The organism is Actinomycetospora cinnamomea (genome assembly GCF_003096675.1).
GTDB classification, from domain to species: Bacteria; Actinomycetota; Actinomycetes; order Mycobacteriales; family Pseudonocardiaceae; genus Actinomycetospora; species Actinomycetospora cinnamomea.
The window spans coordinates 19412-46362 of record NZ_QEKW01000008.1 but is presented as its reverse complement, the minus strand read 5'-3'; the positions used below and the strand labels follow the sequence as shown (position 1 = coordinate 46362).

Annotated in this window: 28 protein-coding genes, 1 tRNA gene and 1 pseudogene; 20 read left to right on the top strand and 10 right to left on the bottom strand. The window is 74.2% G+C overall.

Annotation, left to right across the window (positions count from 1 at the left end):
* Positions 1–82 precede the first annotated feature (82 nt).
* A complete protein-coding gene (locus C8D89_RS16215) occupies positions 83–883 on the top strand; it encodes a MerR family transcriptional regulator (RefSeq protein WP_116709176.1) in 801 nt (266 codons plus the stop codon).
* Here C8D89_RS16215 and C8D89_RS16210 read toward each other — a convergent pair.
* Together C8D89_RS16210 and C8D89_RS16205 are read right to left on the bottom strand one after the other, a co-directional pair.
* Positions 870–2930 (bottom strand): ATP-dependent DNA helicase, encoded by a 2061-nt coding sequence (locus C8D89_RS16210; protein ID WP_207787257.1) that lies wholly within the window; start codon positions 2928–2930, stop codon positions 870–872. The two genes, C8D89_RS16215 and C8D89_RS16210, sit on opposite strands and share 14 nt — an antisense overlap.
* Before the next feature lie 155 nt (positions 2931–3085).
* Complete coding sequence (locus C8D89_RS16205) at positions 3086–4321, bottom strand: nicotinate phosphoribosyltransferase (RefSeq protein ID WP_116709174.1); 1236 nt, start codon at positions 4319–4321, stop codon at positions 3086–3088.
* 158 nt (positions 4322–4479) lie between these two features.
* Between C8D89_RS16205 and clpS the strand changes: the two genes are divergently transcribed.
* The 7 genes from clpS to C8D89_RS16170 all read left to right on the top strand — a co-directional run bounded on the left by clpS (position 4480) and on the right by C8D89_RS16170 (position 8874).
* Positions 4480–4839, top strand: a complete 360-nt coding sequence (gene clpS / locus C8D89_RS16200; RefSeq protein WP_116709173.1) for an ATP-dependent Clp protease adapter ClpS — start codon at positions 4480–4482, stop codon at positions 4837–4839.
* A 5-nt stretch (positions 4840–4844) separates the two neighbouring features.
* Positions 4845–5402 carry a DUF2017 domain-containing protein gene (locus C8D89_RS16195; RefSeq protein ID WP_116709172.1) on the top strand — a complete coding sequence of 186 codons (558 nt, stop codon included), beginning with the start codon at positions 4845–4847 and terminating at the stop codon, positions 5400–5402.
* A 46-nt stretch (positions 5403–5448) separates the two neighbouring features.
* Positions 5449–5928 (top strand): M67 family metallopeptidase, encoded by a 480-nt coding sequence (locus tag C8D89_RS16190; protein WP_116709171.1) that lies wholly within the window; start codon positions 5449–5451, stop codon positions 5926–5928.
* 118 nt (positions 5929–6046) lie between these two features.
* Positions 6047–6325 (top strand): MoaD/ThiS family protein, encoded by a 279-nt coding sequence (locus C8D89_RS16185; RefSeq protein WP_116709170.1) that lies wholly within the window; start codon positions 6047–6049, stop codon positions 6323–6325.
* A gap of 35 nt (positions 6326–6360) precedes the next feature.
* Positions 6361–7311 carry a PLP-dependent cysteine synthase family protein gene (locus C8D89_RS16180; protein WP_116709169.1) on the top strand — a complete coding sequence of 317 codons (951 nt, stop codon included), beginning with the start codon at positions 6361–6363 and terminating at the stop codon, positions 7309–7311.
* A 67-nt stretch (positions 7312–7378) separates the two neighbouring features.
* Positions 7379–8020 carry a rhomboid family intramembrane serine protease gene (locus tag C8D89_RS16175; protein ID WP_243418155.1) on the top strand — a complete coding sequence of 214 codons (642 nt, stop codon included), beginning with the start codon at positions 7379–7381 and terminating at the stop codon, positions 8018–8020.
* A gap of 95 nt (positions 8021–8115) precedes the next feature.
* A complete protein-coding gene (locus tag C8D89_RS16170; protein WP_116709168.1) occupies positions 8116–8874 on the top strand; it encodes an MBL fold metallo-hydrolase in 759 nt (252 codons plus the stop codon).
* Positions 8875–8880: 6 nt separating this feature from the next.
* Here the strand turns inward: C8D89_RS16170 and C8D89_RS16165 are convergent, their stop codons facing one another.
* Entirely contained in the window at positions 8881–10299 is a 1419-nt protein-coding gene (locus tag C8D89_RS16165) for a DHA2 family efflux MFS transporter permease subunit (RefSeq protein WP_243418154.1), read from the bottom strand.
* Positions 10300–10359: 60 nt separating this feature from the next.
* Between C8D89_RS16165 and rph the strand changes: the two genes are divergently transcribed.
* The 5 genes from rph (at position 10360) to C8D89_RS16140 (ending at position 13358) form a co-directional block, all read left to right on the top strand.
* Positions 10360–11103: a ribonuclease PH gene (gene rph / locus C8D89_RS16160; RefSeq protein ID WP_116709167.1), complete on the top strand. Its 744-nt coding sequence runs from the start codon at positions 10360–10362 to the stop codon at positions 11101–11103.
* A complete protein-coding gene (rdgB, locus tag C8D89_RS16155; RefSeq protein WP_116709166.1) occupies positions 11100–11702 on the top strand; it encodes an RdgB/HAM1 family non-canonical purine NTP pyrophosphatase in 603 nt (200 codons plus the stop codon). The genes rph and rdgB overlap by 4 nt, the downstream gene beginning before the upstream one ends.
* Entirely contained in the window at positions 11699–12298 is a 600-nt protein-coding gene (locus C8D89_RS16150; RefSeq protein ID WP_116709165.1) for a class I SAM-dependent methyltransferase, read from the top strand. Before rdgB ends, C8D89_RS16150 begins: the two co-directional genes overlap by 4 nt.
* Positions 12295–13134, top strand: a complete 840-nt coding sequence (locus C8D89_RS16145) for an alpha/beta fold hydrolase (RefSeq protein WP_243418153.1) — start codon at positions 12295–12297, stop codon at positions 13132–13134. The genes C8D89_RS16150 and C8D89_RS16145 overlap by 4 nt, the downstream gene beginning before the upstream one ends.
* 150 nt (positions 13135–13284) lie before the next feature.
* A tRNA-Leu gene (locus C8D89_RS16140) sits at positions 13285–13358 on the top strand.
* A 4-nt stretch (positions 13359–13362) separates the two neighbouring features.
* Here the strand turns inward: C8D89_RS16140 and bcp are convergent.
* Complete coding sequence (gene bcp, locus C8D89_RS16135; RefSeq protein WP_243418152.1) at positions 13363–13836, bottom strand: thioredoxin-dependent thiol peroxidase; 474 nt, start codon at positions 13834–13836, stop codon at positions 13363–13365.
* Between the two features lie 82 nt (positions 13837–13918).
* On the opposite strand from bcp, the gene C8D89_RS16130 reads away from it, so the two are divergent.
* From C8D89_RS16130 to C8D89_RS16120, 3 genes are all read left to right on the top strand, one after another.
* Positions 13919–14140, top strand: coding sequence for a DUF3618 domain-containing protein (locus C8D89_RS16130; protein WP_116709163.1), 222 nt, complete (start codon positions 13919–13921; stop codon positions 14138–14140).
* A 164-nt stretch (positions 14141–14304) separates the two neighbouring features.
* Positions 14305–15960 (top strand): AMP-binding protein, encoded by a 1656-nt coding sequence (locus C8D89_RS16125; protein ID WP_207787274.1) that lies wholly within the window; start codon positions 14305–14307, stop codon positions 15958–15960.
* A complete protein-coding gene (locus C8D89_RS16120; protein WP_207787256.1) occupies positions 15953–16357 on the top strand; it encodes an acyl-CoA thioesterase in 405 nt (134 codons plus the stop codon). The genes C8D89_RS16125 and C8D89_RS16120 overlap by 8 nt, the downstream gene beginning before the upstream one ends.
* Before the next feature lie 37 nt (positions 16358–16394).
* On the opposite strand, the gene C8D89_RS16115 is transcribed toward C8D89_RS16120, so the two are convergent.
* The 3 genes from C8D89_RS16115 to C8D89_RS16105 form a co-directional block, all read right to left on the bottom strand.
* Entirely contained in the window at positions 16395–18053 is a 1659-nt protein-coding gene (locus tag C8D89_RS16115) for an Acg family FMN-binding oxidoreductase (protein ID WP_116709160.1), read from the bottom strand.
* A 156-nt stretch (positions 18054–18209) separates the two neighbouring features.
* Positions 18210–19475, bottom strand: a complete 1266-nt coding sequence (speD, locus tag C8D89_RS16110; protein ID WP_165825743.1) for an adenosylmethionine decarboxylase — start codon at positions 19473–19475, stop codon at positions 18210–18212.
* Entirely contained in the window at positions 19453–20661 is a 1209-nt protein-coding gene (locus tag C8D89_RS16105; protein WP_116709158.1) for a type III PLP-dependent enzyme, read from the bottom strand. Before C8D89_RS16105 ends, speD begins: the two co-directional genes overlap by 23 nt.
* Positions 20662–20793: 132 nt before the next feature.
* Here C8D89_RS16105 and C8D89_RS16100 point away from each other — a divergent pair, with 132 nt between their 5' ends.
* Entirely contained in the window at positions 20794–22674 is a 1881-nt protein-coding gene (locus C8D89_RS16100) for a hypothetical protein (RefSeq protein ID WP_116709157.1), read from the top strand.
* A gap of 35 nt (positions 22675–22709) precedes the next feature.
* Complete coding sequence (locus tag C8D89_RS16095) at positions 22710–23120, top strand: pyridoxamine 5'-phosphate oxidase family protein (RefSeq protein WP_116709326.1); 411 nt, start codon at positions 22710–22712, stop codon at positions 23118–23120.
* Between the two features lie 36 nt (positions 23121–23156).
* Here the strand turns inward: C8D89_RS16095 and C8D89_RS30315 are convergent.
* A pseudogene (locus C8D89_RS30315) lies at positions 23157–24077 on the bottom strand (TIGR03854 family LLM class F420-dependent oxidoreductase); the annotation flags it as partial.
* A gap of 11 nt (positions 24078–24088) precedes the next feature.
* A complete protein-coding gene (locus C8D89_RS16085) occupies positions 24089–24823 on the bottom strand; it encodes a type 1 glutamine amidotransferase (RefSeq protein WP_165825742.1) in 735 nt (244 codons plus the stop codon).
* Between the two features lie 66 nt (positions 24824–24889).
* On the opposite strand from C8D89_RS16085, the gene C8D89_RS16080 reads away from it, so the two are divergent.
* Together C8D89_RS16080 and C8D89_RS16075 are read left to right on the top strand one after the other, a co-directional pair.
* Positions 24890–25369, top strand: coding sequence for an HIT family protein (locus C8D89_RS16080; RefSeq protein ID WP_116709155.1), 480 nt, complete (start codon positions 24890–24892; stop codon positions 25367–25369).
* 181 nt (positions 25370–25550) lie between these two features.
* Positions 25551–25859, top strand: a complete 309-nt coding sequence (locus C8D89_RS16075) for a hypothetical protein (RefSeq protein ID WP_133251929.1) — start codon at positions 25551–25553, stop codon at positions 25857–25859.
* A 13-nt stretch (positions 25860–25872) separates the two neighbouring features.
* Here the strand turns inward: C8D89_RS16075 and C8D89_RS16070 are convergent, their stop codons facing one another.
* Positions 25873–26901, bottom strand: a complete 1029-nt coding sequence (locus tag C8D89_RS16070; RefSeq protein ID WP_116709153.1) for a tryptophan--tRNA ligase — start codon at positions 26899–26901, stop codon at positions 25873–25875.
* Between the last annotated feature and the right edge of the window lie 50 nt (positions 26902–26951).

Genomic DNA, 26951 nt, shown 5'->3' with positions numbered 1-26951 from the left:
CCCAGGTCGTCTCGGTGGGGACGCGACCCAGGCTCGACCCTCCCCCGGGGAGAGGGTCCAGTCTGGGCAGGTGCCCGGACGCATGACGATCGGCGAGTTCGCGAGGGTGACCCAGCTCAGCGTGCGCACCCTGCGCCGCTACCACGAGGCGGGGCTGCTGGCGCCCGAGCACGTCGACCCGCACACCGGCTACCGGTACTACGCGACCGCGCAGGTCGGCACCGCGCAGGCGATCCGCCGCTTCCGCGCGCTCGGGATGCCGGTGGCCGAGGTCGCGCAGCTCGTCGCGACGGGCGACGACGACGCGCGCCACGCCCTGCTCGCCGCGCACCTGCGCCGCCTGGAGGTGCAGCTCGAGACCACGCGCGAGGCCGTCGCCGCCCTGCACCGCCTGCTGGACCCCACCCGCGAGCGCGTCCACGTCACGCGGCGCGCCGCTCCCGCGAGGACCGTCGCCGCCGTCGTCGCCGAGGTCGACGGTCCGCAGGCGGAGACCTGGTACGGCGAGGCCATGGCCGAGCTCGACGACGCCCTCGCCGCGCACGGCGCCGTGCCGGACGGGCCGCCCGGCGGGCTCTACGACGACGCCCTGTTCACCGGCGGCCGCGGCTGCGCCGTCGTGTACGTGCCCACCGCCGCACCGCCGACCCGCGGGCGCGTGCGCCCCTTCGAGCTGCCCGCCCGCGCGCTGGCCGTGGCCGTCCACCCCGGCCCGCACCACGACGTCGACGTCACCTACGGCGCGTTGGGGACGTGGCTCGTGGGGCAGGGGCTCGCGGTGGACGGCCCGGTGCAGGAGACCTACCTGGTCGGGCCGCGGGACACCGACGACGTCGCCGTGTGGCGCACGGAGCTCGCCCGTCCCGTGCTCACGACCGGCTGAGCCGCTCCAGCGCCCCCCGCACGACGGCGGGGTCCTGCGTCGTCCAGAACGGCGGCAGGGAGCCGCGCAGGAAGCCCCCGTACTGCTTGGTAGCCACGCGCGAGTCGAGCAGGGCGACGACGCCGCGGTCGCCCGTTCCGCGTAGCAGCCGCCCCGCGCCCTGGGCGAGCAGCAGCGCCGCGTGGGTGGCCGAGACGGTGAGGAAGCCGTTCCCGCCGCGGGCGTCCACCGCACGCTGACGGGCTGAGACCAGCGGGTCGTCGGGCCGGGGGAACGGGATGCGGTCGATCATCACCAGCTGCAGGGACTCGCCGGGCACGTCGACGCCCTGCCACAGCGACAGCGTCCCGAACAGGACGCTCTCCACGTCGGCGGCGAACTTCGTGACCAGCGTGCCCGTCGCGTCGTCGCCCTGGCAGAGCACCGCGCCGTCCCAGCGCCCCCGCAGGTCCTCGGCGGCCTGCTTCGCCGCGCGCATCGACGAGAACAGGCCCAGTGCCCGCCCGCCCGCGGCGCGCACGAGGCGCTCGATCTCGTCGAGGCACGCGGGGGAGAGGCCGTCGCGCCCGGGCGGTGGCAGGTGGCGGGCCACGTAGAGGATGCCGGCCTTGCCGTGCGCGAACGGCGAGCCGACGTCGAGGCCGTGCCAGACGAGGTTGGTCGCCGGGTCGTTGGCGTGCCCGCCGCCGTCGTCGGGGATGGGTTCGGTGGTCTCGCGCGAGCCGCCCGCGGGCAGCCCCCACTGCCGGGCCAGCGCGTGGAACGACCCGCCCAGCGCGAGCGTCGCGGAGGTCAGCACGACCGTCGAGCGTCCGAACAGCCGACTGGCCAGCAGCCCGGCGACCGACAGGGGCGCGACGTGCAGCGCCCGCACCGTCTTCGAGCCCACCTCGCGATCGCTGCACCACACGACGTCGGGGCGCGTGGCCGGGTCCTCGCGGTCGAAGGCGGTGAGCAGGCGCCCGGCGACGTCGTGGACCTCCTCGACCAGCGCCAGCGCGAACTTCCGCGCCGTCGCGTCGTCGTCGCGGCCCTTGTCGCGGTCGGGCCCCAGCGCCTGGCGGCACGACCAGGCGGCGTCCCGGATCGCTGAGAGCATCCGCCCGACGCCCTCGGGCATCCGCTCCCAGCGCCCGGGCGCGGCGTCGGAGAGCACCGTGTCCAGGCCCTCACCGGCGTCGAGCAGCGCGTCCGGCAGCGCCTGGTCGACGAGCTTGCCGCAGCGGCGCGCGGCCGCCGTGACCGTCGCGCCCGTGAGCTCGCCGGTGGCCACGGACGTGACCCGGTCGACGAGGTTGTGCGCCTCGTCGACGACCACCACGTCGTGGTCGGGCAGCACCGCGCGGCCCTCGATGGCGTCGATGGCGAGCATCGCGTGGTTGGTGACGACGACGTCGGCGCCGGCGGCGACGCGTTTGGCGTGCTCCGAGAAGCAGTCCTCGGCGACGGGGCAGCGGGCGGCGCCGAGGCACTCGCGCGCGCTGACCGACACCTGGCGCCAGGCGCGGTCGGTGACGCCCGGGACGAGCTCGTCGCGGTCGCCGGTGGTGGTCTTCTCGGCCCACTCGTGCAGGCGGGTGACCTGGCGGCCCAGCGCGGAGACCTGGAACGGGTCGAAGAGCTGCTCGTCGACGGGGTCCTCGGCCTGGGCGCTGGTCTCGATCTTGTGCCGGCACAGGTAGTTGGCGCGGCCCTTGAGGATCGCGAACGTCGGCTCGCGGCCGAGCACCGGCTCGAGGGCCTTGGTCAGGCGCGGGAGGTCGCGGTCGACGAGCTGGTTCTGCAGCGCGATCGTGGCCGTGGCGACGATCACCGCCTGTTCGCCGGCGAGGGCGTGGCGGATCGCCGGTACGAGGTAGGCCAGCGACTTGCCCGTGCCCGTACCCGCCTGCACGGCGAGGTGCTCGCCGGTGCGCAGCGCGCGCTCGACCGCCGCGGCCATCTTCTGCTGGCCCTCGCGCTCGCTGCCGCCCAGCGCCGACACCGCCGCTGCGAGCAGCTCGGACACCGGAGGCGGCCCGGTCACCGTGTCCGTGCTCGCTCCCACGAGGGTTCAGACTACGAGGCGGCCCGATCGGTTCCCTGACGCCTCGCATCTGCGTCGGGGAGCCGCGGCCGCGCGTGATCGATGCGGCGTTGCTGGCGTTGAACGCCAGCAAAGCCGCACTGCTCGCACCGCCAGGTGCGTCCCCCGTCCCCCGGTTACGTGATGAACGTGGTCGGGATCGCCGGTTCGCCGCGGGAGAGCTTGAGCCCCTCCCACGGGACGGCGACGAGGCCGCGGCGCAGGTGCTCGCGGGACTCGTCGAGGGTCGGCAGCTCGCCCGCCGGCTCGCCCTTGACGAGCAGGGGGACGGGGACGACGCGGTCGTGCTCGCCGACCTCCACCTCGGCGTCGACGCGGTGCACGACCTCCTCGACGGCCGTGCCGGTCGGGCGGTGGCGGCGCACCGCCGACTTCGCCCCGCCCCGCGACTCCTTCGACGAGCTGCGCTTGGCCACGGGCCGCCCGTCGACCTCGACGAGCTTGTAGACCATGCCCGCGGCCGGCGCGCCCGATCCGGTGACGACGGCCGTGCCCACCCCGTAGGCGTCGACCGGCTCGGCGCGCAGCGCGGCGATGGCGTGCTCGTCGAGGTCGCCGGAGATGACCACGCGCGTCCCCGTGGCGCCGAGCGCGTCGAGCTGGGCGCGGGCCTGCTGGGCGAGGACGCCGACGTCGCCGGAGTCGATGCGTACCGCGCCGAGCCCGGTGCCCGCGATCTCGACCGCGGTCGCGATGCCCTGGGTGATGTCGTAGGTGTCGACCAGCAGCGTCGTCGAGACCCCGAGCGCCTCGACCTGCGCGCGGAACGCGTCGGCCTCCGAGTCGTGGAGCAGCGTGAACGCGTGCGCGCTGGTGCCGGTGGTGGGGACCCCGAAGCGCCGGTGGGCCTCGAGGTTCGACGTCGCCGCGAACCCCGCGAGGTAGGCCGCGCGGGCCGAGGCCACCGCCGCCTCCTCGTGCGTGCGCCGCGAGCCCATCTCGATCAGGGGGCGCCCGTTGGCCGCGGTGGCCATCCGGGCGGCGGCGGAGGCGATCGCGCAGTCGTGGTTGAGCACCGAGAGCACGAGGGTCTCGAGCAGCACGCACTCGGCGAAGGTCCCGCTCACCGAGAGCACCGGCGAACCGGGGAAGTACAGCTCGCCCTCCTGGTAGCCGGTGATGTCGCCGCCGAAGCGGTGCCCGGAGAGGTACTCGGCCACGCGGTCGCGCACGCCCGCGTCGCACAGCACGCGGATCTCCTCGTCGCCGAAGGTGAACCGCGCCAGCGCGTCGAGCAGCCGCGGGATCCCGGCGACGACCCCGTAGCGGCGCCCGTGGGGCAGGCTGCGCGCGAAGACCTCGAACGTGCACCGCCGCGAGGCCGTGCCGTCGGCGAGCGCGGCGTCGAGCATGGTCAGCTCGTACTGGTCGGTCAGCAGCCCGGTACTGGGCAGCCCGGTACTGGGCAGCGCAGTACTGGGCACGGTGCTCGGCCGGGTCACCGTTCCAGCCTAGGCGGGAGTGGTGCGCCCCCGTGCGGCACAGCCCGCCGGGGTGCCACGATGGACACATGCAGTCCTCGGTCCTCGGCGCGCCGGCTCCGCCGCGCTCGGTGCCGTGGGTCCGCCTCTCCGCACCGGCCGAGCCGGATGTCGACGAGCGTGCCGAGGAGGCCGTCGACGAGGCGACCCTCGCCGACACGCCCTGGCAGACCATCGTCTGGAACGACCCGGTCAACCTCATGTCCTACGTGACCTACGTGTTCCAGAAGCTCTTCGGCTACGACAAGGCGAAGGCGACCGCGCTCATGCTCGACGTGCACCACAAGGGCCGGGCCACGGTGTCGTCGGGCAGCCGGGAGAAGGTCGAGGGCGACGTCGCGCGCCTGCACGCGGCCGGCCTGTGGGCGACCATGCAGCGGGCGAGCTGACTCGTGTGAAGGCATGGAAGAGGCAGGGCCGCGGCGACCGCGTGCGCTACGTCGCGGTGCTCGAGCGCCCCGAGGCGCAGGTGCTGCGCGGCCTCGTGGGTCAGGTCGACCAGATGCTCACCGGGCGGGGCGCCGCCGCCCCCGACGACGAGCTCGCCGCCCTCACCGGCATCCGCACCGGCCCCTCCACCCCGCCGGACGACCCGGTGCTGGCGCGGTTGCTGCCCGACTTCGCGTCCTCGAGCGAGCGGGACGCCGACCAGGTCTCGGCGGCGCTGCGCTCGGTGCGCGAGCCCGAGCTCATCGAGGCCAAGCGGGCCGCCATCGCCACCGTGCTGACCACCTGCCCGGCCGGGGGCGGGCGGGTGGAGCTCGCGCCGTCGCAGGCCGAGGAGTGGCTCGCCGCGGTCAACGACGTGCGGCTCGCGCTGGGCGTCGCCCTCGAGGTGACCGACGACATGCCCGAGCAGCTGCCGGCCGACGATCCCCGCGCCGACCACCTGCCCGTCTACCACTGGTTGACCTGGCTGCAGGACTCGCTCGTCACGACCCTGGCCGGGTGACGACGCTGACGGGCTGAGCTCCGCCGGGGTCCGTAGACTCGGCGGTGTGCTGGTGATCCGCGCCGACCTCGTGGAGCAGATGGTCGCGCACGCGCGCCGGGACCACCCGGACGAGGCGTGCGGCATCCTCGCCGGCCCCGACGACGGCTCCGACCGGCCGCAGCGGTTCGTGCCGATGGAGAACGCCGAGCGCTCGCCGACGTTCTACCGGTTCGACTCCATGGAGCAGCTGCGCGTCTACCAGGAGATGGACCGCAACGACGAGATCCCGGTCGTCGTGTACCACTCGCACACGGCGACCGAGCCCTACCCGTCGCGCACCGACATCAGGCTGGCGAGCGAGCCGTTCGCCCACTACGTGCTCGTGGGCACCCGGGATCCCGAGCAGCACGAGCTGCGGTCCTACCGGATCGTCGACGGCGAGGTCACCGAGGAGGAGGTGCAGGTGGTGGAGAGCTACATGTTCGCCCACACCGGCACCCCCGACGTCCCCGACAAGGCCGACGTCCCGGACCCGCGCGCCTGACGCGGCGGGCCCGCCCGGGCCACACCGCGAGGTCAGCGGAATGTCGCGGCCCCGTGCGACGCTGTCCACCTGGTACCGACGCAGTACGTGCCGTCCACCCACTCCTCGGAGGGATTCCGTGTCCGCCACCGTCTCGATCCCGACCATCCTGCGCACCCACACCGGCGGCGAGAAGCAGGTCAAGGCCGAGGGCTCGACGCTGCAGGAGGTCATCACCGACCTCGAGGCCAACCACCCCGGCATCAAGGACCGGCTCGTGACCGACGGGTCGCTGCACCGGTTCGTCAACGTCTACGTCAACGACGAGGACGTCCGCTTCGCCGGCGGTCTGGACGCGCAGGTGCCCGACGGCGGCACCGTGACGATCCTGCCCGCGGTGGCGGGCGGTGCCCGCTGACCAGCGCCGTGACGCGCTGAGGAGAGCCAGGAGCCATGGCCCGGTACGAGTCCCTGATCGACGCCCTGGGTGACACGCCCCTCGTGGGCCTGCCGTCCTTCTCGCCCGCGCCGCACGTGCGGCTGTGGGCGAAGCTCGAGGACCGCAACCCCACGGGTTCGATCAAGGACCGGCCGGCGCTGCGGATGATCCAGCAGGCCGAGGCCGAGGGCCGGCTCACGCCGGGCTGCACGATCCTCGAGCCGACCTCGGGCAACACCGGCATCTCGCTGGCGATGGCGGCCAAGCTCAAGGGCTACGAGCTGGTGTGCGTCATGCCCGAGAACACCTCCGCGGAGCGGCGCCAGCTGCTCGAGATGTACGGCGCGCGGATCATCTTCTCGCCGGCCGCCGGCGGCTCCAACCAGGCCGTCGCGACGGCCAAGGAGATCGCCGCGCAGCACCCGGACTGGGTCATGCTCTACCAGTACGGGAACCCGGGGAACGCGCTCGCGCACTACGAGGGCACCGGCCCGGAGATCCTGCGGGACATGCCGACGATCACCCACTTCGTCGCCGGCCTGGGCACCACCGGCACGCTCGTGGGCACCGGCCGCTACCTGCGGGAGCACAAGCCCGACTGCCAGATCATCGCCGCCGAGCCCCGCTACGGCGAGCTCGTCTACGGCCTGCGCAACATCGCCGAGGGATTCGTGCCCGAGCTCTACGACCCCGACGTGCTCACCGGCCGCTACTCGGTCGGCGCCTACGACGCGCTGCGGCGCACCCGCCAGCTCGTCGAGCAGGAGGGCATCTTCGCGGGCATCAGCTCCGGCGCGATCCTGCACGCCGCGCTGGGCCAGGCCGAGAAGGCCGCGGGCGGGGGCGACGAGGCGGACATCGTCATGGTCGTCTGCGACGGCGGGTGGAAGTACCTGTCCACCGGCGCGTACACCGGCACGCTCGAGGAGGCCGCCGAGGCCCTCGAGGGCCAGCTCTGGGCGTGAGGACCCCGAGGAAACCCAGGGTCGCGACCCACGCGGATCCCGCGCCGGCGCCCGTAGTGTCGAGGGCGTGACCAGCCCGTCCGGTGTCCCGGCCCGCCCCGCGCCACGGGTGTGGCCCGCCCAGCCCCTGCGCGCCGCGCTGTTCATGCTCGGCGTGGTCGCCCTGCTCTGGCTCGTCGAGCTGGCCGACCGCACCGTGTTCGTCTCGCTCGACCCGCCGCAGGGCCTCGACGACGACGGCATCGTGCCCCGCACCGTCGACGGCCTCGGGGGCATCCTCTGGTCGCCGCTGCTGCACGGCGGTTTCGACCACCTCGCGAGCAACACGGTCCCCCTGCTCGTCTTCGGCTTCCTCGTGCTCGCCGGTGGCATCGGGCAGTTCCTCGCGGTCACCGCGACGATCTGGATCGTCAGCGGCGTGGGCACGTGGCTGATCGGCAGCCCCGGCTCCACCATCGGCGCGTCCGGCATCATCTTCGGCTGGTTCGCGTTCCTGCTGGTCCGCGGCTTCTTCGCCCGCTCGGTGGGCCAGATCGTGCTCGCGGTCGTCCTCTTCCTGATCTACGGCGGCCTGCTGTTCGGGGTGCTGCCCAGCACCCCGGGCATCTCGTGGCAGGCCCACCTGTGCGGCGCGATCGGCGGCATCCTCGCCGCTCGCTTCACCGTGGCGGCCGACCGCCGTCGCCGCGTCGGACCCGCCGCGGCATGATCGAGCCGATCCCTGTGACACCCGTCTCCGATCCGTGACCTGACCGGCGCGATTGCCCTGTGCGATCGGGTAGGTCGGGCCCGTAGGGTGCGCCCGTGGAACTGATCGTCCTGGGGTGCTCCGGCAGCGGTGCCGGGCCGCACTCCGCGGCCTCCGGCTACCTGGTCCGTGCGGACGACACGACCCTCGTGCTCGACCTCGGCAACGGGGCGTTCGGGGTGCTCCAGCGGCACATCGACCCGTTCGACCTCGACGCCGTCGTCCTGTCCCACCTCCACCCCGACCACTGCGCGGACGTCTCGGGGCTGATCGTGCACCGGCGCTACCATCCCGACGGGCCGGGCAAGATCCTCCCGCTCCACGGGCCCACCGAGTCCGAGGTGCGCCTGGCCGTCGCCTACGCGCCCTCGTCCGACGAGCGGGTGGCCACCGACCTCTCCGACGTCTTCGTGCACCGGCCGTTCGCCCTCGGGCCGGGAGCGGTCGGGCAGATCGCCCTCTCGACCTCGCCGGTCGACCACCCCTGCGAGGCCTACGGGGTGCGCCTCGAGCACGAGGGCCGCACCCTCGTCTACTCCGGGGACACCGGTCCGTGCCGCGAGCTGGTCGACCTCGCCCGCGGCGCGGACGTGCTGCTGTGCGAGGCGACCTGGACCGACTCGCCCGAGCGCCCGATGGGCGTCCACCTGTCCGGGCGCCAGGCCGGCCGTGCGGCCCGCGAGGCGGGCGTCGGGCGGCTCCTGCTGACCCACGTGCCGGCGTGGGCCGACGGCACCGCGCTGCTGGCCGAGGCGCGCGAGGAGTTCTCGGGGCCCAGCGAACTGGTCGTGCCCGACGGGAAGTACTCGATCTAGGACGGGCTAGACGCGGGCGGGCTCGGGGCTGCCCCTGCGTGCCGGCGCCGGGACCAGCAGCGCGACCAGTGCCGCGACCCCCACGACGACGGCCGCCACCGTGAACGCCGCCGTCGTGCCCGCCGTGGACGCGGCCGGCGCCGGCGCTCCGGAGGCCCCGACCGACGTCGCGCGGGCGACCGCGAGGGTCGACAGCACCGAGAGCCCGATCGCCCCACCGATCTGGCGCGACGTCGTCACCAGGCCGCTGACCAGGCCGGCGAGGCCACCGTCGACCCCGCTCGTGGCCGCCGTCGTCACCGCGGGGAAGACCAGGCCCATGCCCAGCGACACCGCGATGCCCGGCCCGAGGACGCCGGCGACCCAGCTCGTGGTCGGGGTGAGGAACGCGAACCAGGCGAAGCCCGCAGCGGTCAGCGCGGCTCCGCCGACGAGCAGGGCGCGGGCACCGACGCGGGGGAGCAGGCGGGACGAGATCTGCGAGCCGATCACCACCGACCCCGACTGCGGCAGGAACGCCAGACCGGCGGTGAGGGCGTCGAAGCCCAGCACACCCTGCATGTGCAGGGAGACGAAGAACCACATCGAGAACATGGCCGACGACACGAGCAGGATCACGACGTTGGCCGTCGTCACCGAGCGGATGCGGAACACCGACAGCGGCACCAGCGGGTCGCGCACGCGGCGCTGCACCAGCACGAACGCGGTGAGCAGCACGGCGGCCGCGACCAGGCTCCCGAGCACCGGCACGGACGTCCACGGCTCGGTCTCGGTGGACACCACGCCGTAGACCAGGGCGACGAGTCCGGCCGTGACGAGCACGGCGCCGGTGACGTCGAGGCCGGGCCGTCCGGCGGCACGGGACTCGCGGACCACGGCGACGGTCAGCACCGCGGTCAGGACCACCACGGGCACGTTGACCAGGAAGATCCAGCGCCAGCTGAGCAGCCCGACGAGCACGCCGCCGGCCAGGCCGCCCGTCGCCCCGCCGATGCCCCCGACCGCCGACCACCAGCCGAACGCCCGTGACCGCGACGCCCCCTCGGGGTAGGTCGTCTGCAGGATGGCCAGCGACGCGGGGGAGAGCACCGCGCCGCCCAGACCCTGGACCGCGCGTGCCGCGAGCAGCAGGGCGGGATCGTTCGCCAGCCCGCCGATGAGGCTCGCCAGGCCGAACAGCCCGAGCCCGACGAGGAACACGCGGCGGCGCCCGAACAGGTCCGCGGCCCGCCCGCCGAGCAGCAGGAATCCGGCGAACGCCAGCGTGTAGGCGTTGACCACCCACGCCAGGCCCTCGGCGTCGAACCCGAGCGCCGTGCGCATGGCGGGCAGGGCGACGTTCACGATCGAGACGTCGAGCACCACCATGAACTGCGCGAGGCAGCTCGCCAGCAGGACGAGCCCCGTCCGGCCCTCGGTACGCACGACCGCCCAAGTTAGCCCGACGACCAGGTGGGCGCCGGACGGCTCCTAGGGTGGTCGCCCGTGGCACGCAGCGACGGCAGGGCGGACGACGAGCTCCGCGAGATCAGCATCCGACGCGGGTTCCAGCAGCACCCGGCAGGATCGGTGCTCGTCTCGTTCGGGCAGACGACGGTGCTGTGCGCGGCCAGCGTCACCGAGGGCGTCCCGCGCTGGCGCCAGGGCAGCGGGCTCGGCTGGCTCACCGCCGAGTACGCGATGCTGCCCTCGGCCACGCACACCCGCAGCGACCGCGAGTCGGTCAAGGGCCGCGTCGGCGGGCGCACCCACGAGATCAGCCGGCTGGTCGGGCGGGCGCTGCGCGCCGCGATCGACCTGCGCGCGCTCGGCGAGAACACCATCCAGGTCGACTGCGACGTCCTCCAGGCCGACGGCGGCACGCGCACCGCCGCCATCACCGGCGCCTACGTCGCCCTCGCCGACGCCGTGACCTGGCTGCGCGCCCACAAGCGTCTCGCCGACCCGCAGCCGCTGTCGTGCTCGATCGCCGCCGTGTCGGTCGGGGTCGTCGACGGTCGCGTGCGCCTCGACCTGCCCTACGAGGAGGACTCGCGCGCCGAGGTCGACATGAACGTCGTCGCCACCGACACCGGCACGCTCGTCGAGGTGCAGGGCACCGGCGAGGGCGCGACCTACACGCGCGCCACGCTCGACGCGATGCTCGACTCGGCGCTGGTGGGCTGCGCGCGGCTCACCGAGCTGCAGACCGCCGCGCTCGCCGAGCCGTACCCGGGGGAGCTGCGATGAGGGTGCTGCTGGCGACCCGCAACGACGCCAAGCTCGCGGAGCTGCGTCGTCTGACCACGTCCCAGGACATCGAGATCGTCGGCCTCGACGACGTTCCCGCCTTCCCGGAGGCGCCCGAGACCGGCGCGACGTTCGAGGAGAACGCGCTGGCCAAAGCCCGTGACGCCGCCGCGGCGACCGGGCTCGTGGCCGTCGCCGACGACTCCGGACTCACCGTCGACGCGCTGAACGGGATGCCCGGGGTGCTCTCGGCGCGGTGGTCGGGACGTAGCGGCGCGCGGGCGGAGCGCGATGCGGCGAACCTCGCGCTGGTCCTCGACCAGATGGCCGACGTCCCCGAGGAGCGCCGCGGCGCGGCGTTCGTCTGCGCCGCGGCGGCCGCCCACCCCGACGGCCGCGAGGTCGTGGTCGTGGAGCGCTGGCCGGGCACGTTGATCCGCCTGCCGCGGGGCACCAACGGCTTCGGCTACGACCCGGCGTTCGTGCCGGAGGGCGAGTCCCGCACCTCGGCGGAGATGGCGCCGGAGGAGAAGGATGCCGTCTCCCACCGCGCGCAGGCGCTGCGGTCCCTGATGCCGAGGTTGCACGAGTTGTCGTGACCGACCAGTACTTCAGCGAGCAGCCCACGTCGGCCTCCGACCCGGTCTCGTTCCGGCTCGAGATCGGCGACGTCGCGCTCGACCTCACCACCGACGCCGGCGTCTTCTCCCGCGGCCGGCTCGACAAGGGCACCCGCGTGCTGCTCCAGAACGCCCCCGAGCCCGCCGAGGGCGACCTGCTCGACCTCGGCTGCGGCTACGGGCCGATCGCGCTGTGGCTCGCCGTCCGGCGCCCGGCGTCGACGGTGTGGGCGGTCGACGTCAACGACCGCGCCCTGGAGCTGGTGCGCGCCAACGCGGCGGCCGCGCGGGTGGGGAACGTCCGCGCGTGCCGCCCCGACGAGGTGCCCGCGGACGTGCGCTTCGCGCAGATGTGGTCGAACCCGCCGATCCGCTCGGGCAAGGCCGCGCTGCACGAGCTGCTGCTCCGCTGGCTGCCCCGCGTCGACGGGACGTCGTACCTGGTGGTGAGCAAGAACCTCGGCTCGGACTCGCTCGCCCGCTGGCTGGGCGAGCAGGGCCACCCGACGTCGCGGTTGTCGTCGCACGCGGGTTTCCGCGTTCTCGCCGTGGACAGATCGGAGAGCGTCACGTGATCGCGTACGCCCACGAGGGCCACGGCGTGCCCGTCGTCTGCCTGCACGGCTGGCCCGGCGCCGCCTCGGACTACCGCGCGCTGCTGCCGCTGCTGGAACGCGACGCGCAGGTCGTCGTGCCGGACCTGCGCGGCTTCGGGGCGTCGTTCTCGGCGGGCGACGAGCAGCGGCCGCCGTCGGACTTCGGGCGCGACGCCCAGGGCGCCGCGGTGCTCGAGCTGATGGACCACCTCGGGTTCGACGACGCGGTGCTGGTGGGCTACGACGTGGGCTCGACGACGGCGTCCCACCTCGCCCGCACCCGACCGGAGCGTGTGCGGGCGCTGGTGCTGGGCAACGCGGTGCACCCGGGGTCGGCGGGGGCGGCGCTCGACGACGACCACCGCGCCGAGTTCTGGTACCAGGACTTCCACCAGCTGGCCCTGGCGTCGAGCTTGATCGACGGGTCGGCGGACGCCGTGCGGACCTACCTCGAGCACTTCTGGTCGCGCTGGGGGCATCGCGGGATCGCCGCGGAGGACGGGGTCACCGACGACCTCGTGGCGGCCTATGCGCGGCCGGGCGCCTTCACGGCGTCGCTGAACTGGTACCGCTCGGGCTCGGCGACCGTGGCGATCGCCCTCGCGGCGCGCGGCGCCGACCCGGCACCGCCGGTTACCGTGCCGACGACGGTGCTCTGGGGCGACCGCGACCCGCTCTTCCCGCCCCGCCTCGCCGAGGGCCTGGAGCAGGCGTTCACCGACCTCCGCGGCGTCCACCACCTCGAGGACGTCGGCCACTTCGTGCCCCTGGAGGCCGCGAACGAGGTCGCGGCGGCCGTCCGGGCGCTTCTGTAGGCAAGATCGCCCCCGGTGCTCCTCCGACCTCGTCACATCGGGTCGACGGAGCACCTGGAGCGATCATCGCCGCCCTGCTCGCGTCGTCAACGATCGGCCTCGTATCGTCGACTCAGCAGCCACCGGCCGGGCAACTCGTCCGAACGGCGGGCCGGCGTACGCCAATCGGCAGAGCGGACGGCTTTAGATGCCGTACAGTGCGGGTTCGAATCCCGCCGCCGGCACTCCCTACAGCTTCAGGTCGCGCAGCAGCCGGCCCACGTGGCCGGTGGCCTTGACCCCGTACTGGGCCTCCTCGACGTTCCCGTCGGCGTCGACGAGGAACGTCGAGCGGATGACGCCCGTGGTCGTCTTCCCGTACATCGTCTTCTCGCCCCACGCGCCCCAGGCCTGCATGACCGACCGGTCCGGGTCGGAGAGCAGCGGGAAGGTCAGGCCCTCCTTGTCGCGGAACTTCGCGAGCTTCTCGGGCTTGTCCGGCGAGATCCCCAGGACGGTCACGTCGGCGTCGTCGAACGTCGCGAGGTTGTCGCGGAAGTCGCAGGCCTCCTTGGTGCACCCCGGGGTGCCGGCGGCCGGGTAGAAGTAGACGAGGACGCGGTGGCCGCGGAAGTCCGCGAGCGACACCGTCTCGCCCCGATCGGAGGTCAGGGAGAAGTCGGGCGCGGGTTGACCGGGGGTCAGACGGGTATCGGCGGGCACGGGCGGGCAGGATAGCCGCCGACCACCGGCCGGTCGCGAACGAGCGACGGTCAGCGCGACCGACGACCACACAGGAGGTGCCGTGGCACGGGACACGGACGCCATCGAGAAGGACATCCAGCAGGCGCGCGAGGCGCTGGCCGGTGCCCTCGACGAGCTCTCCGAGCGGGCCAACCCGCAGCGACTCTCGGAGCAGGGCAAGGAGATGGCCGCCCAGAAGTGGGCCGACCCGCGGGTCAAGTACGCCGTCTACGCCGCCGGCGCGCTCGTGGGACTCCTGATCCTGCGCAAGCTGTTCAAGTAGGCGGGTCCGGCGCCGTGGGCGAGGTGGTAGAACCGCCTCGCCACCGGCTGCCAGGGTCGGAGAGTCGAGGAGGTCCCGCAGTGCCCGAGCTGAGCAAGGCCGCGAGCGAGTTCCGCCGGGCGCGGGATCTGCTGCTCGAGCGGCGCGAGGACTACGACGCGGCCATGCGCGACTTCGCGTGGCCGCACCTCGACGAGTTCAACTGGGCGCTGGAGCACTTCGACGCCATCGGCGCCGACCCCGGCACGTCCCAGCGGCCCGCGCTGTGGATCCTCGAGGAGGACGGCCGCGAGGCGATCTACAGCTTCGCGGACATGAGCGAGCGGTCGAACCGGGTCGCGAACTGGCTGCGCGCGCAGGGTGTCGCCCGCGGCGACCGGATCATCCTGATGCTCGCCAACCAGGTCGAGCTGTGGGACACGATCCTCGCGGCGATGAAGCTCGGCGCGATCCTCATCCCGTCGACGCCGATGCTCGGCCCCTCCGACCTGCGCGACCGCATCGACCGCGGGCACGCCCGCCACGTCGTGGTGCGCGACGTCGACGTCGACAAGTTCGACGACGTGCCCGGCGAGTACACGAGGATCGCCGTGGGCTCGGGGACGGAAGCCCGCATCACCGAGCCCTGGCTCGACCACGCCGCCGCCTACGACGCGCCCGCGGAGTTCACGCCCGACGGCGTCACCAGGGGCGACGACACGCTGCTGCTGTACTTCACGAGCGGCACCACGGCCAAGCCCAAGCTCGTCGAGCACACGCACACGAGCTACCCCGTCGGCCACCTCACGACGATGTACTGGATCGGCCTGCAGCCCGGCGACGTGCACCTCAACGTCGCCTCGCCCGGCTGGGCCAAGCACGCGTGGTCGAACGTCTTCGCGCCGTGGTGCGCCGAGGCGACGATCTTCATCTACAACTACACGAAGTTCGACGCCGACCGCCTGCTCGACGTGATGGTGGAGAAGGGCGTGGCCACGTTCTGCGCACCGCCCACGGTGTGGCGGATGCTCATCCAGGCCGACCTCTCCCGCGTGCAGGTGCCCGTGCGCGAGCTCGTGGGCGCGGGGGAGCCGCTGAACCCCGAGGTGATCGAGCAGGTCCGCGAGGCGTGGGGCATGACGATCCGCGACGGGTTCGGGCAGACCGAGACGTCGCTGCAGATCGGCAACACACCGGGCCAGCCCGTCAAGGACGGCTCGATGGGACGGGCCGTGCCGGGCTTCTCGATCGTGCTCGTCGACCCGGTCACCGGCGAGCGCGGCGACGAGGGCGAGATCTGCATCGACCTCGCGGCGCGTCCGGTGGGGCTGATGGTCGGTTACAAGGACGACCCGGAGCGCAACGACGAGGTGATGCGCGACGGCGTCTACCACACCGGCGACGTCGGCTCCCGCGACGAGGACGGCTACATCACCTACATCGGCCGGTCCGACGACGTGTTCAAGGCGTCGGACTACCGGATCAGCCCGTTCGAGCTGGAGAGCGTGCTCATCGAGCACGACGCGGTCGCGGAGGCGGCCGTCGTCCCGTCGCCGGACCCGCTGCGCCTGGCCGTGCCGAAGGCCTACGTCGTGCTCTCGTCGCGCTACGAGCCCACGCGGGACACGGCGCTGGAGATCCTGCGCCATGCCCGCGAGCACCTGCCCGCCTACAAGCGGGTGCGACGCCTGGAGTTTGCGGAGCTGCCCAAGACGATCTCCGGGAAGATCCGACGCGTCGAGCTGCGCACGCGCGAGACCGACCTGCGCTCGGACCCCGCGGGGGGCAGCGCGCCCGAGGGCGAGTACCGCGACGAGGACTTCCCGGAGCTCCGTGCCTGAGGCGTTCGCGTTCCCCGTCGTCCCGCGCTACGCGGAGATCGACCAGCAGGGCGTGGTGTTCAACGGCCACTACCTGACGTGGTTCGACGAGGCGTTCACCGGCTTCCTCGACCACGTCGGGCTGCCCTACCCGCAGCTGATCGCGGCCGGCTACGACGTGATGGTCGTGCACTCCGAGCTCGACTACGGCGGCTCGGTCCGCTGGCGGGACGACGCGCGCGTCGAGGTGACGTGCGAGCGGCAGGGGACGACGAGCTTCACCCTCGGCTTCGCGGTGTACCGCTCGGCCGAGGAGGTCGCCGTCACCGGGCGCAACGTCTACGTCGTCCTGGCCACGGACACCTGGACGAAGACGCCGATCCCCGAGCCGCTGGCCGCCGCGCTCGGCGGGAGGTGACGAGGGCGCGGCCGGACCACGGGGCCGGTCCCCGCCGTCACGTCCCGACGAGGTCGACGACGGCCTCGACCGGCCGGCGGGGCGCCGGCGCCGGGGGATTCGTCGGGCGGCCGAGTCGCAGGACGACCTGTGGGTGGCCGGGGCGGTCGAGGACCTCACGGAGTCGGGGGCGGAGCTCGGGGACCTGGCACGGCTGGTTCAGGTAGCCGGCGTGGACACCGTGGGCCGCCGACGCCAGCAGGACGTGCTGGAGGGCCTCACCCGCAACGAGCCGATCCCGGACACGGTCCTCGGTGGTCCCCAGCACCGCGAGGACCGGGGCCGCGACGGCCAGGTGGTGGTCGCGGCGCGCCGCCGACCGTCCGAGGTCGAGATGGCGAACGACACCGCGCGCGACCGGGACGACGAGCGACGGCACGGCGAGTCCGTCGTCCGCGCGGCGCGCGCACAACCAGGAGGCGAGCTCATGGCGCCACCGCGGGTCCGCGAACTGCGTCCGGTCGCCCTCGGCGATCAGCGCGGCGACCGGCGCGCGCCGGCGTTCGTCGACGAGCTCGAGCCAGGCGCCGTGGCCGGCAACGATTCCGGCGAGCTTTTCGAGGAGTTCCGGAGCCGGCTGGTCGTCGGTGAACCCGCCTCGCGTGGTGCGGCGCGCGTGGACGGCGCGGTACAGGGTCTCGATGTCGCTCCCGGTGTCGGAGACCGCGCCACCGGACAGCGACAGGCGGTACAGCAGATCGGGCTTCTCGCCGTCGGGGAGCCGTTCCACGATCGGGACCAGACCGGCGTGCCGGGCGGCCACCTCGAAGGTGAAGGCCGCCGCTCCGCAGCTGATGATCAGCTCTCGGTCATCGGGGTCGTTGACCGGGAGGCGCCGCGTTCGGTCGGCCCCGACGAGCACCTGATCGTCGCCGATCACGAAACGCCACGGTTGTGTGTTGTGCGACGAGGGCGCCGTCGTCGCCACCCGGACGAGCTCGTGCCGTCCGGTCCCCTGCACCGGTCGCCTCCCGGCCTCGGCCCGCTCCCTGAGGCCCAGGAGCATCCGGCGTTCCATGACGAAGTTCAGTGGTTCGACGAGGTGCCACAGGACGGCTTGCCCGTGGCCGTAGGTGCACCGTTGCCGCACGAGCAGTCGGGTGCGTCCACCTCCGTCGACCGGCTCGAGGTGCCACTGCCAGGTGGAGGCCACGTACCCACCCGGGGGCTCGCCGTGGACGATCTCGGGGACGACGACGTCGGCGGGAGTGCCCGCGCCCTGGAGGACCAGGCTGTGCGGTGGGTCCACCTCCATGACGACCCAGCACGGGAAGCGATCCCTGCCCCCCGAGCGGATCACCTCACCCGGGACGAGGTGCTGGTGGGTCTGCAGGACCCGGTCGGTGCTGTGGATGTCGCAGCCGACGAGGTTCTCGAGCGCGTCATAGCTGTAGAAACCGCCGCGGTCCTGCCCGAACTGCACGAGCCACGACCACACCTCCTCGGGCGGCGCGTCGATGGTCACGGCTCGCGTGTAGCCCAGCTTCGGTCGCTCGACGAGCTCGTCACCGGGCAGAGGACGGGCGACCTCGTCGTCGGTGGCGCCCCAACGGTTGTACCGGGAGCGCAGCAGCGGCGCTCCGACGAGCGTCGCCCCGATCAGCGCCCCACCGACGAGAAGCTCGCGGACGGTGGCCACCCGGGTGCGTGCCGGCATGCCACCTCCGTCCCCGAACCTCGATCCGTCGTGCCGACCGTAGGGACGCCGCCCACCACGCTCACGGCCCGGGCGACCTGACCCGAGTGGCCGAACGTCCCTTCCGGCTGCGGTTCGTCGATCGCAGCCGGACCCGGACGATGGGCCGTACCCGCGTCAGGCGACGGGCGAGCGCTCACCAGCGCGGAGCGCGAACGGCAGGACGGCGCCGCGACGCAGGGCGTCGGCGTCGATCGAGGTCAGCGACGGGAAGCGGTCGAGCCGGGAGGCGGCAAGCGCCACTGGGTCGTCGACCGCGTCGGCGCGGCCGGTGAGGTAGGCCCACTCGTGCTCGTCGGAGCAGTACGGCAGCACCGTGGTGAACACCTCGTCGAAGCGCCGGGTCATGCGCTGGAGGGTGTCGTGGCGCCACACCGTCGGGCAGCCGGCCTGCGAGCACACGACCCCGCCGGGGGTGAGGACCTCGAGGCACCGGCGCAGGAACGCGCTGCCGTAGAGGCGGGCGTGCTGGGCGGGGTCGGTGACCTCCACGGGCTCGTCGGGTAGGTCGACGATCACGACGTCCCAGCGCTCGCCCCGGGCGGCGGCGTCGGCGAGGAACTGCCAGCCGTCCGCGTAGTGCATCCGCACCGGCCCCTCGCCGGCCTCGGCCGCCGCCAGCTCGGCGGGCGTGTAACCGTAGGGCAGCAGCTCGGCGCACCGCCGCACGCACTCGGTGTCGATGTCGACGTGGTCGACGCGGGTGGCGCCGGCGTTCACCGCGAGCTGGGACACGACACCCTCGGACGAGCCGATCACCAGCACCGAGCGCAGCTCGTCGGCCAGCAGCATCGGGGGCACGGCCAGGGCCTCGTGGTAGACGAGCTGGGTGGCCTCGGTGGACTGGCGCTCGCCGTCGCAGAACAGGGACACCCCCTGCGCGGTGCGGGCGACCACCATGTCCTGCCACTCCGTACGCCCCCGCCAGAGCACCTCGTCGAGACGCCAGCGCCGCCGCATTCCCGGCGCCAGCGGCTCGTCGACCTCGCGGCCGCCCGCGGCGGGCGCGAGCCCCGCCCCGCGGGCCACCACCTGGGCGCGCACCTCGGTGGCGCCGAGCTCGTGGCCCAGTGCGTCCACCACCGTCTCCGGGTCGGCCTGCACGCCACAGGTGAACACGTCCACGAACGCCGCGGAGGCCTCGGGATAGGCGTGCACCGAGGCGTGCGACTCCGCGAGCAGCGCCATCACCGTGGTGCCCTGCGGTTCGAACCGGTGCGCGACGACGTCGAGGACCGTCGCGCCGCCGGCGTCGAGCGCGCGGCGCAGGGCCTCGGTGACCCGCTGCTCGTCGCCGAGGACGGCGGCGTCGACGCCGCGCAGCTCGGCGAGGACGTGGCGGCCCGCGAACGACGCGGGGTCACCGGTCGGGGCCGGGCGCATGGTCGGGGTCGTGGACGTGGTCGTCAATTCCACCTTCCTCCGGGTTCTCGTGGGTGTGCACGGGCAGCGGGGGCAGCCCGTTGAAGCCGATCGAGGCGTAGCTGGCGGTGTAGGCGCCGGCGCCGAGGAACTCGACGACGTCGCCGGGCGCGAGGTCGACGGGCAGGCGCACGTCGGTGTCCCGGTAGAGGACGTCGTCACCGTCGCAGGTCGGCCCGGCCAGGACGGCTCGCTCGGTTTCCCCGCACCGGCCGGGTGTACGCAGGCGGTACACGATCATCTCGTCCTCGGTCTCGGCGAGGCCCTGGTATCGCCCGACGTCGAGGTAGACCCACCGTCGTCCCGCCCGCTCGGCGACGAGCACGACCTCGGCGCGCAGCACACCGGCCTCGGCCACCAGCGCCCGCCCCGGCTCGGCCATCAGCCGTGGCCGCCACCACGAGGCGTGGACGGCGAGGGCGCCGCGGATCGCGGTGGCGCACGCGGTGACGTCGGGGGTCGGTCCGTCGGCGTGCGGGGTGGGGAAGCCGCCACCGAGGTTCAGCTCCGTCGGCGCGTGGTCGCCGAGGCGGGCGGCCACGCGGGCGGCGGCGTCGATCCCGCGCGCCCACGCCGCCGCGTCGCGCTGCTGGGAGCCGACGTGGAACCCGATGCCCGCCGCGTCCAGGCCCGCCGACCGGGCACGGCGCAGGAGTGCGACGGCCTCGTCCTCGGTCGCGCCGAACTTGCCCGCGAAGGGCGTGGCCGCGCCGTCGTCGCCCACCGCCAGCCGCACCCCCACCGTGGCGCCCGGCGCCTCCCTGGCGAGCAGGTCGACGTCGGCGGGGGCGTCGGTGGTGAACCGGGCGACCCCCGCCGCGCGGCCCGCGCGGACGTCGGTGACCTTCTTCACGGGGTTGCCCCACGACAGGCCGGCGGGGCGGGCGCCGGCGAGCAGGCAGAGATCGAGCTCACCCGGGCTTGCGAGGTCGAACGAGGCGCCCTCGGCGACCAGCAGGGCGAGGACGTCGGGATGCGGGTTGGCCTTCACCGCGTAGCAGAGCTCGACCTCGGGCAGGGCGATGCGCATCGCGCGATAGGCGCGGCGCACGGCGGCCAGGTCCAGGTCGAGTCGGGGGGTCGGCGCGTCCGGGATCGGGGGACGCGCGACGTCGCTCGTCCCGGGAAGGGCACCCACGCCCTCCATCGTGCCCGACGGGTGTCCCGGGTTCCCCGCGGAACGGCTGACCCGGGACACCCGGGCGGCGTACCGTACGGATCTCCGGGGCCGAGCGGTCCTGGCCGCTGTCGGGGGCGGGCTGGTTTCGAAGGGGGTTGCATGCCGTCCACCTCGTCCCGAGGCTGGAACCCGGCACCGCGTCCGCGACCGTGGCCGTTCCGCACGCCGCGCAACATCGTGGTCACCACGCTCTTCACCGTCGCGCTCGTCGCCGCCCTGGTCGGGGTCGGCAGCACGGTGGTCCCCGGCCCCCGCGACGACGCCACCGGGCTCACCGGCGGCGCCACCGACGTGCCCACCACGTCCGAGACACTCGACGGCGGTGAGGGGTCCGGGGACGCGGACGAGCCCGAGCCCGCGCCGCCCGCCGACGCCCGGGCGCTCCCCGACACCGCCCTCCCGGACGACGTCGCCCCGCCGCTGACGCCGATCCCGCTCCCCGGCTCACGTCCGCTCGGCCCGCCGTCGACCTCGCCGGGCGAGCCCGCACTGCCGGGCGCCGAGCAGCCCGTCACGCCACCGCCGGGGTTCGACCAGCTCGGGCCGAGCCTCGACCCGCTGCCGCTGCCCGGCGCGGAGAGCTCGCCCGACCCCGTCGAGCCCCTCGAGCCGCCCGTGGCCGTCGACGTCCCCGAGCCCATCGCACCGCGCGACACCCCTCGCGACCCCGGCCCGCGAGAGACGCCGACCGCCGCCGACGACCCCGGCCCCATCCTCGACCTGCCCCTCATGCCCGACCCCACCCGCGACGAGCCCACCGGTTCGCCCGACGGCCGGGGCGGCGGCAACGGCGGGGACAACGGCGGGGACAACGGCGGGGGAGGTGGCGCCGGCCGCGGTGAGGGGAGGGGCGACGGCCGCGGTGACGGCGATGACCGCGGCGACGACGGGGAGCCCGGCGGGCGCCTGCTGCCCGACCTCCTGCCCGACGCGCCCGCGGACACGACCTCGGCGCGTCCGGAGCCGTCGACCGGCGCCCCGTCGACGACGCCGGACGGGCGGCCGACGCTCGAGCTGCCCACCGGCGGGCCGGCGGCCACGGACGACACGACCATCCCGGACACCACTCCTCACGCCACGACACCCGAGACCGCGGAGAGGTCCCTGCCCCGCACCACGCCCGAGGGCTGGCCGCTGCCCACGGATGCCACCCCGGCGACGTCGGGCACGACCGCGCCGACCACCACGTCCGGCGGAGGCGCGGCGGAGCGTCCGGCGCCGCGCACGACCCCCGAGGGCTGGCCGCTGCCCACCGACCTCACCGACGCGAGCGACCTGACGACCACGGCTCCCAGCACGGCTCCCAGCACGGCCCCCACCACGACCACCGATCCGTCCACCGGCGTCACGAGGACGACCGACCCGACGACGGGCACGACCACCACCGTCGACCCCACCACCGGCGCCTCGCTGACCACGCGCAGCAGCCCCGACGTGGGCGACGACGGGTCCCTGCTGCCCGGCCTCGACGAGCCGACCTCGACCTCGTCCCGGACCACCGAGGCCACCACCGACCGCACCACGGCGCGTAGCACCGAGCCGACGAGCGAATCGGCGGAGCGCACCTCCACCCGCACCACCACCCGCACCAGTGCCGAGCCCACCGAGTCGTCGTCGGGCTCCTCGTCCGACCCGAGCGCGCGGGCCACCACCACGGAGCGAGCGACCGAGGAATCCACCGAGGAATCCACCGAGGAATCGCCCGAGGAATCGACCGAGGAATCGACCGCCGACGAGACCACCGTGCGGGCCACCGCGGACGGCGATCCGTCGTCGGGGTCCTCGGAGCCGACCTCGCGGCGCACCACCGTCGGCGGCGAGACCGCGTCGTCCGGGGGGGACGGCTACGTGATCGGCGAGACGTACGCCGTCGAGCCCCAGGCCGCGATCCCCACCACCTCGCCGCTCGACCCGCGGTTCTGGGTGTGGCTGGCCGACACGGTGCAGCGGACCCAGGCGGCGCCGCCACAGGGCGGGTGATCACCCGCGCGCCGGAGCCGGGCACGATCGTGTCCATGACCGTCACACCGGCCGACCTGCACGCCCGGGGCGAGGAGTTCGCGCAGTTCTGGTCCGAGTACCACCTGTGCACGCTGACGACCCTGCGCCGCGACGGGTCGCCGCACGTCGTGCCCGTGGGCGTCACGCTCGACCTGGACACCGCGACCGCCCGCGTCATCACCTCGGGCACCAGCGCGAAGGCCCGCCACGTGCGCGCGGCAGGGGAGGACGGCGCACGGGTGGCGGTCAGCCAGGTCGACCGCGCGCGGTGGTCGACGCTCGAGGGGAGGGCGGTGGTCCGCGACGACCCCGACAGCGTCGCCGACGCCGAACGCCGCTACGCGCAGCGCTACCGCACGCCGCGGGAGAACCCGCGCCGCGTGGTGCTGGAGATCGCGATCACCCGGGTGCTGGGGAGCCGCTGAGCGTCGTCTCGAGCGGGACGAGTGCTCGACGAACCCGTCGAGGAACTCCGACCACGACCCGGGGGCCACACCGGGGCGGACGACGAACTTGGTGATGCCCTCGTCGACGAAGCGCTCGACCTGCCGCCGCGCCGCGTCCCAGCCGTCGGCGACCAGCTCGCGCGGGTCGACCTCGGGACGCCGGTGGGCGGCCGCGGCCCGCGCCCGGTCGGCCTGGTCGTCGGCCGCGCCGGGCGGCAGGACGAGCAGGTTCGTGCCGTAGTGGTCGTCCTCGACCTCCCGGCCCGCCTCCCGGGCGGCGGCCGCGATCGTCGCCCGGGCGGCGCCGGCCTCGGCCGGGGTGACGAACGAGGCCACCCACCCGTCACCGAGGTGCCCGACGCGTCGCAGGGCGGCCGGCACGAGACCCCCGAGCCAGAGGTCCAGGGGCCGGGCGGGTCGGGGCCCGACCGTCGCGTCCTCCAGCACCACGTGGCGGCCGCGGAAGGTCACCGACTCCTCGCTGAGCAGGCGCCGCACCGCTGTGAGGGACTCCTCGAAGACCTCGGCGCGCGGACCGGTGACGGGGTAGGCGGTGCGCTCCGCGGCGGTGGCGGAGCGCAGGCCGAACACGGGCGGGATGCGCCGCGGCGCCAGCGCGGCGAGCGAGGCCAGCTGCGCGGCGACCACCGCCGGGTTGCGCCCGGGCAGGACGACGACGCCGGTGCCCAGCTTGAGCGAGCGGGTCCGCCCGGCCGCCCAGCCGAGCGCCACCAGCGGCTCGAGGCTCGGCGCGGCGATGCGGTCGGGGAACCACACCGAGTCGATGCCACGGGCCTCGCTGCCGTCGACGAGCTCGCGGACGTCGGACTCGCCGACGTCGGACTCGCGGACGTCGGACTCGAGGACATGGGACGCCGTGGCCTCCGCCGGCGTCGCGCGTGACGACCCCGTCCCGATCCCGAGCCGGACCTTCATCCCCGCCGCGCTCACGCGGCCGACTCGCTGCGGAGCCCGGCGCGCGCGGCGAAGGCGTCGAAGAGCACCCGGCTCGCGGCCCGTGACTCCTCGGCGCGCGCGACGGTCTCGGCGCGCAGCGCCACGGGGTCGATGCCGAGGTCGGGCAGCCGCTCCTCCAACGGGGTGCCGGTCCAGCGGTCCACCCAGAGGTCGAACTCCGCCGGGGTGATCTCGGGATGGAACTGCACCCCGAGGTGCGCGCCCTGGCGGAACGCCTGGGTGCAGCGCTCGGAGACGGCGAGCACCTCCGACGATGCCGGCGGGGTGAACGTGTCGAAGTGGAACTCCATCCACGGTCCGGGCACGACCACCTCGGGCGCGTGGGTGGTGACCTCCTGCCAGCCGTTCTCGCGCCGCTCGGACGCCGGCTCGGCGCGCCCCCCGAGGACGCGCGCCAGGAGCTGGCCACCGAAGCAGATGCCGAGCACCGGGATCCCGGCCGCGATGGCGGTCCGCAGGTAGGCGATCTCCGCGCCCAGCCAGGGCACCGCGTCGTCCCACGCCCCCTGCACCGAGCCGAGGACGGCGATCGCGTCGACGGCCGCCGGGTCGGGCAACGGGCCGGTGGAGCCGGTGCCTCTCATCGCGACGGGTACGACGCGCACGTCGCGCTCCGCCGCCCACGACGTCAGCGTGCCGGCCTGGACGGGCACGACGTCCGGATCGGTCTCGTGGCCGATGACGAGCAGGGTGGGCGCCTCCATGCCCGTCCCAACGCTCGGGGCGGGCCGATCCATCCGCCGCCGGGCACGCCTGCGACGCTGCGCGGTGTGAGCAAGCCCTGCGCGTTCTGCGCCGTGGTCGCCGGCGACGCGCCCGCCGACGTCGTCCACGCCGGTCCGTCGACCCTGGCCTTCCTCGACACCAAGCCGGTGTTTCACGGTCACGTCCTGCTCGTCCCGCGGACCCACGTCACCACCCTCGCCGACCTGCCCGCCGACGAGCTGCCCGCCTTCGCCGCGCTCGCGCAGCGGCTGGAACGGGCCGTCGAGACCGCGATGGACGCGCCGGGCTCGCTGGTGCTCGTCAACAACGTGATCAGCCAGTCGGTCCCGCACCTGCACCTGCACGTGATCCCGCGGCGGCCGAAGGACGGACTGCGGTTCTTCCTCGGACCCCGCCACCCGTACGCCTCCCCGGACGAGTCGGCCGACGTCGCTCGGCGTATCGCAGCTGCTCTGGACGCGAAACCTGAGAACGTTGAGGACGAGGACCGATCGACAGGACGAACGGCCGACGCAGGGCGGTGAACGGTCATCGCTGCCGCTCGACGGTCAGTGGACGGCGCCCGACGGTCGATCCTCGGACCTCCGATCGAGTGAGGCGCTACCCGTCGATCGGCCCGAGCTGCCATCCTCGAGGAGAACGCACGCGGTGCACCATCGAGCACGCTCGGTCACCGCGGTCCGCTCCCCGACGTCGGAGGTGTCCGTGCCGGTCCTCATGTGGGTCGCGGTCCTGGTGGTCGGGTGGTGCGTCGCGTCCGTCGTGACGGCGCTCGCCCTCGGTACCTGGCTGCGACGGCGCGCGGAGGCCACCGACCCCGAGGGGGCGCTGCGCCCGCTCGACACCGGCCCGCTGCGCCTCTGGTTGGGTGAACTGCCCGACGTGCCGGAGACCCCCGAGGAGATGGGGCGGCGCGGCGGCTGGGACGGGCTCGTCGCCGGCCTGCCGGCCCCGCGGCGTCACGCCGAGTCGACCGGCGACGTCCTGCGTGGGGGCGCGGCGCCGATCGGCTGAGCGGGAGCCGGTCTCAGACCTCGACGCCCACGGCCCGGCGCACCCCGCGCAGCACGCGCGACGCCTGCTCGCGGGCGATCTCCCCGCCGCGGGCGAGGATCGCGTCCAGCTCGCTGTCGGGGGCCACCAGCTCCTCGTAGCGCGCCCGCAGGGGCCCCAGCTCGTCCTCGAGCACGTCGGCCAGCTGGTTCTTCAGCTCGCCCCACCCCACGCCGCCGGCCTCGAGCCGCTTGCGGGTGTCGGCGACGACCTCGGGCTCGGCGAACTGGGCGAGGATCTGGAACACTGCCGACGAGTCCGGGTCCTTGGGCGCCTCGACCGGCGTGGAGTCGGTCGGGATACGACGCACCAGCTTCTTGAGCTTCGACGCGGGCAGGAAGAGCGGGATGTAGTTGTCGTAGGACTTGCTCATCTTGCGGCCGTCGAGGCCCGGCAGCGTGTGGCCGGTGGTCTCCGGCGGCACGACGGCCTCGGGGATGCGCAGCCGGAAGCCCTCGCCGTAACGGTGGTTGAAGCTGCCGGCGACGTCGGCGGCGATCTCGACGTGCTGGAGCTGGTCGCGTCCGACCGGCACCAGGTCGGACTCCATGATCAGGATGTCCGCGGCCATGAGCACCGGGTAGTCGTAGAGACCCAGGTTGATGCCGGCGTCCGGGTCCTCCCCGGCGGCGACGTTGCGGTCGCGCGCCGCCTTGTAGGCGTGCGCCCGGTTCATCAGCCCCTTGCCGGTCACGCAGGAGAGGATCCACGTCAGCTCGAAGGTCTCGGGCACGTCGGACTGCTTGTAGAAGACGGTGCGCTCGGGGTCGAGGCCCGCGGCGATCCACGTGGCGGCCACCGAGCGGGTCCACGCGGCGATGTCGCCCGCGGCCGGGGTGCCGGTGAGGGCGTGGTGGTCGGCGATGAAGTACCGCGAGTCGAAGTCGGCGGTACGGGCGAGCTCGAGTGCGGGCCGGATCGCGCCCACGTAGTTGCCCAGGTGCGGCTCGCCGCTGGGCTTGATCCCGGTCAGGGCGATCCTGCGCCGTTCCGTCTCCGCCACGCCCGCGAGCCTATCGGCTGCCCGCGAACGGGTTCCGGCGTCGTCGCCGG

Bases quoted from the DNA above. Each gene is read 5' to 3' on its own strand.
- C8D89_RS16215 (WP_116709176.1), top strand. From the start codon at position 83: ATGACGATCGGCGAGTTCGCGAGGGTGACCCAGCTCAGCGTGCGCACC.
- C8D89_RS16205 (WP_116709174.1), bottom strand. From the start codon at position 4,321: ATGCTCGACGCCGCGCTCGCCGACGGCACGGCCTCGCGGCGGTGCACG.
- clpS (WP_116709173.1), top strand. From the start codon at position 4,480: ATGCAGTCCTCGGTCCTCGGCGCGCCGGCTCCGCCGCGCTCGGTGCCG.
- C8D89_RS16180 (WP_116709169.1), top strand. From the start codon at position 6,361: ATGGCCCGGTACGAGTCCCTGATCGACGCCCTGGGTGACACGCCCCTC.
- rdgB (WP_116709166.1), top strand. From the start codon at position 11,100: ATGAGGGTGCTGCTGGCGACCCGCAACGACGCCAAGCTCGCGGAGCTG.
- C8D89_RS16125 (WP_207787274.1), top strand. From the start codon at position 14,305: ATGCGCGACTTCGCGTGGCCGCACCTCGACGAGTTCAACTGGGCGCTG.
- C8D89_RS16115 (WP_116709160.1), bottom strand. From the start codon at position 18,053: ATGCCGGCACGCACCCGGGTGGCCACCGTCCGCGAGCTTCTCGTCGGT.
- speD (WP_165825743.1), bottom strand. From the start codon at position 19,475: ATGCGCCCGGCCCCGACCGGTGACCCCGCGTCGTTCGCGGGCCGCCAC.
- C8D89_RS16105 (WP_116709158.1), bottom strand. From the start codon at position 20,661: ATGGAGGGCGTGGGTGCCCTTCCCGGGACGAGCGACGTCGCGCGTCCC.
- C8D89_RS16100 (WP_116709157.1), top strand. From the start codon at position 20,794: ATGCCGTCCACCTCGTCCCGAGGCTGGAACCCGGCACCGCGTCCGCGA.
- C8D89_RS16095 (WP_116709326.1), top strand. From the start codon at position 22,710: ATGACCGTCACACCGGCCGACCTGCACGCCCGGGGCGAGGAGTTCGCG.
- C8D89_RS16085 (WP_165825742.1), bottom strand. From the start codon at position 24,823: ATGGAGGCGCCCACCCTGCTCGTCATCGGCCACGAGACCGATCCGGAC.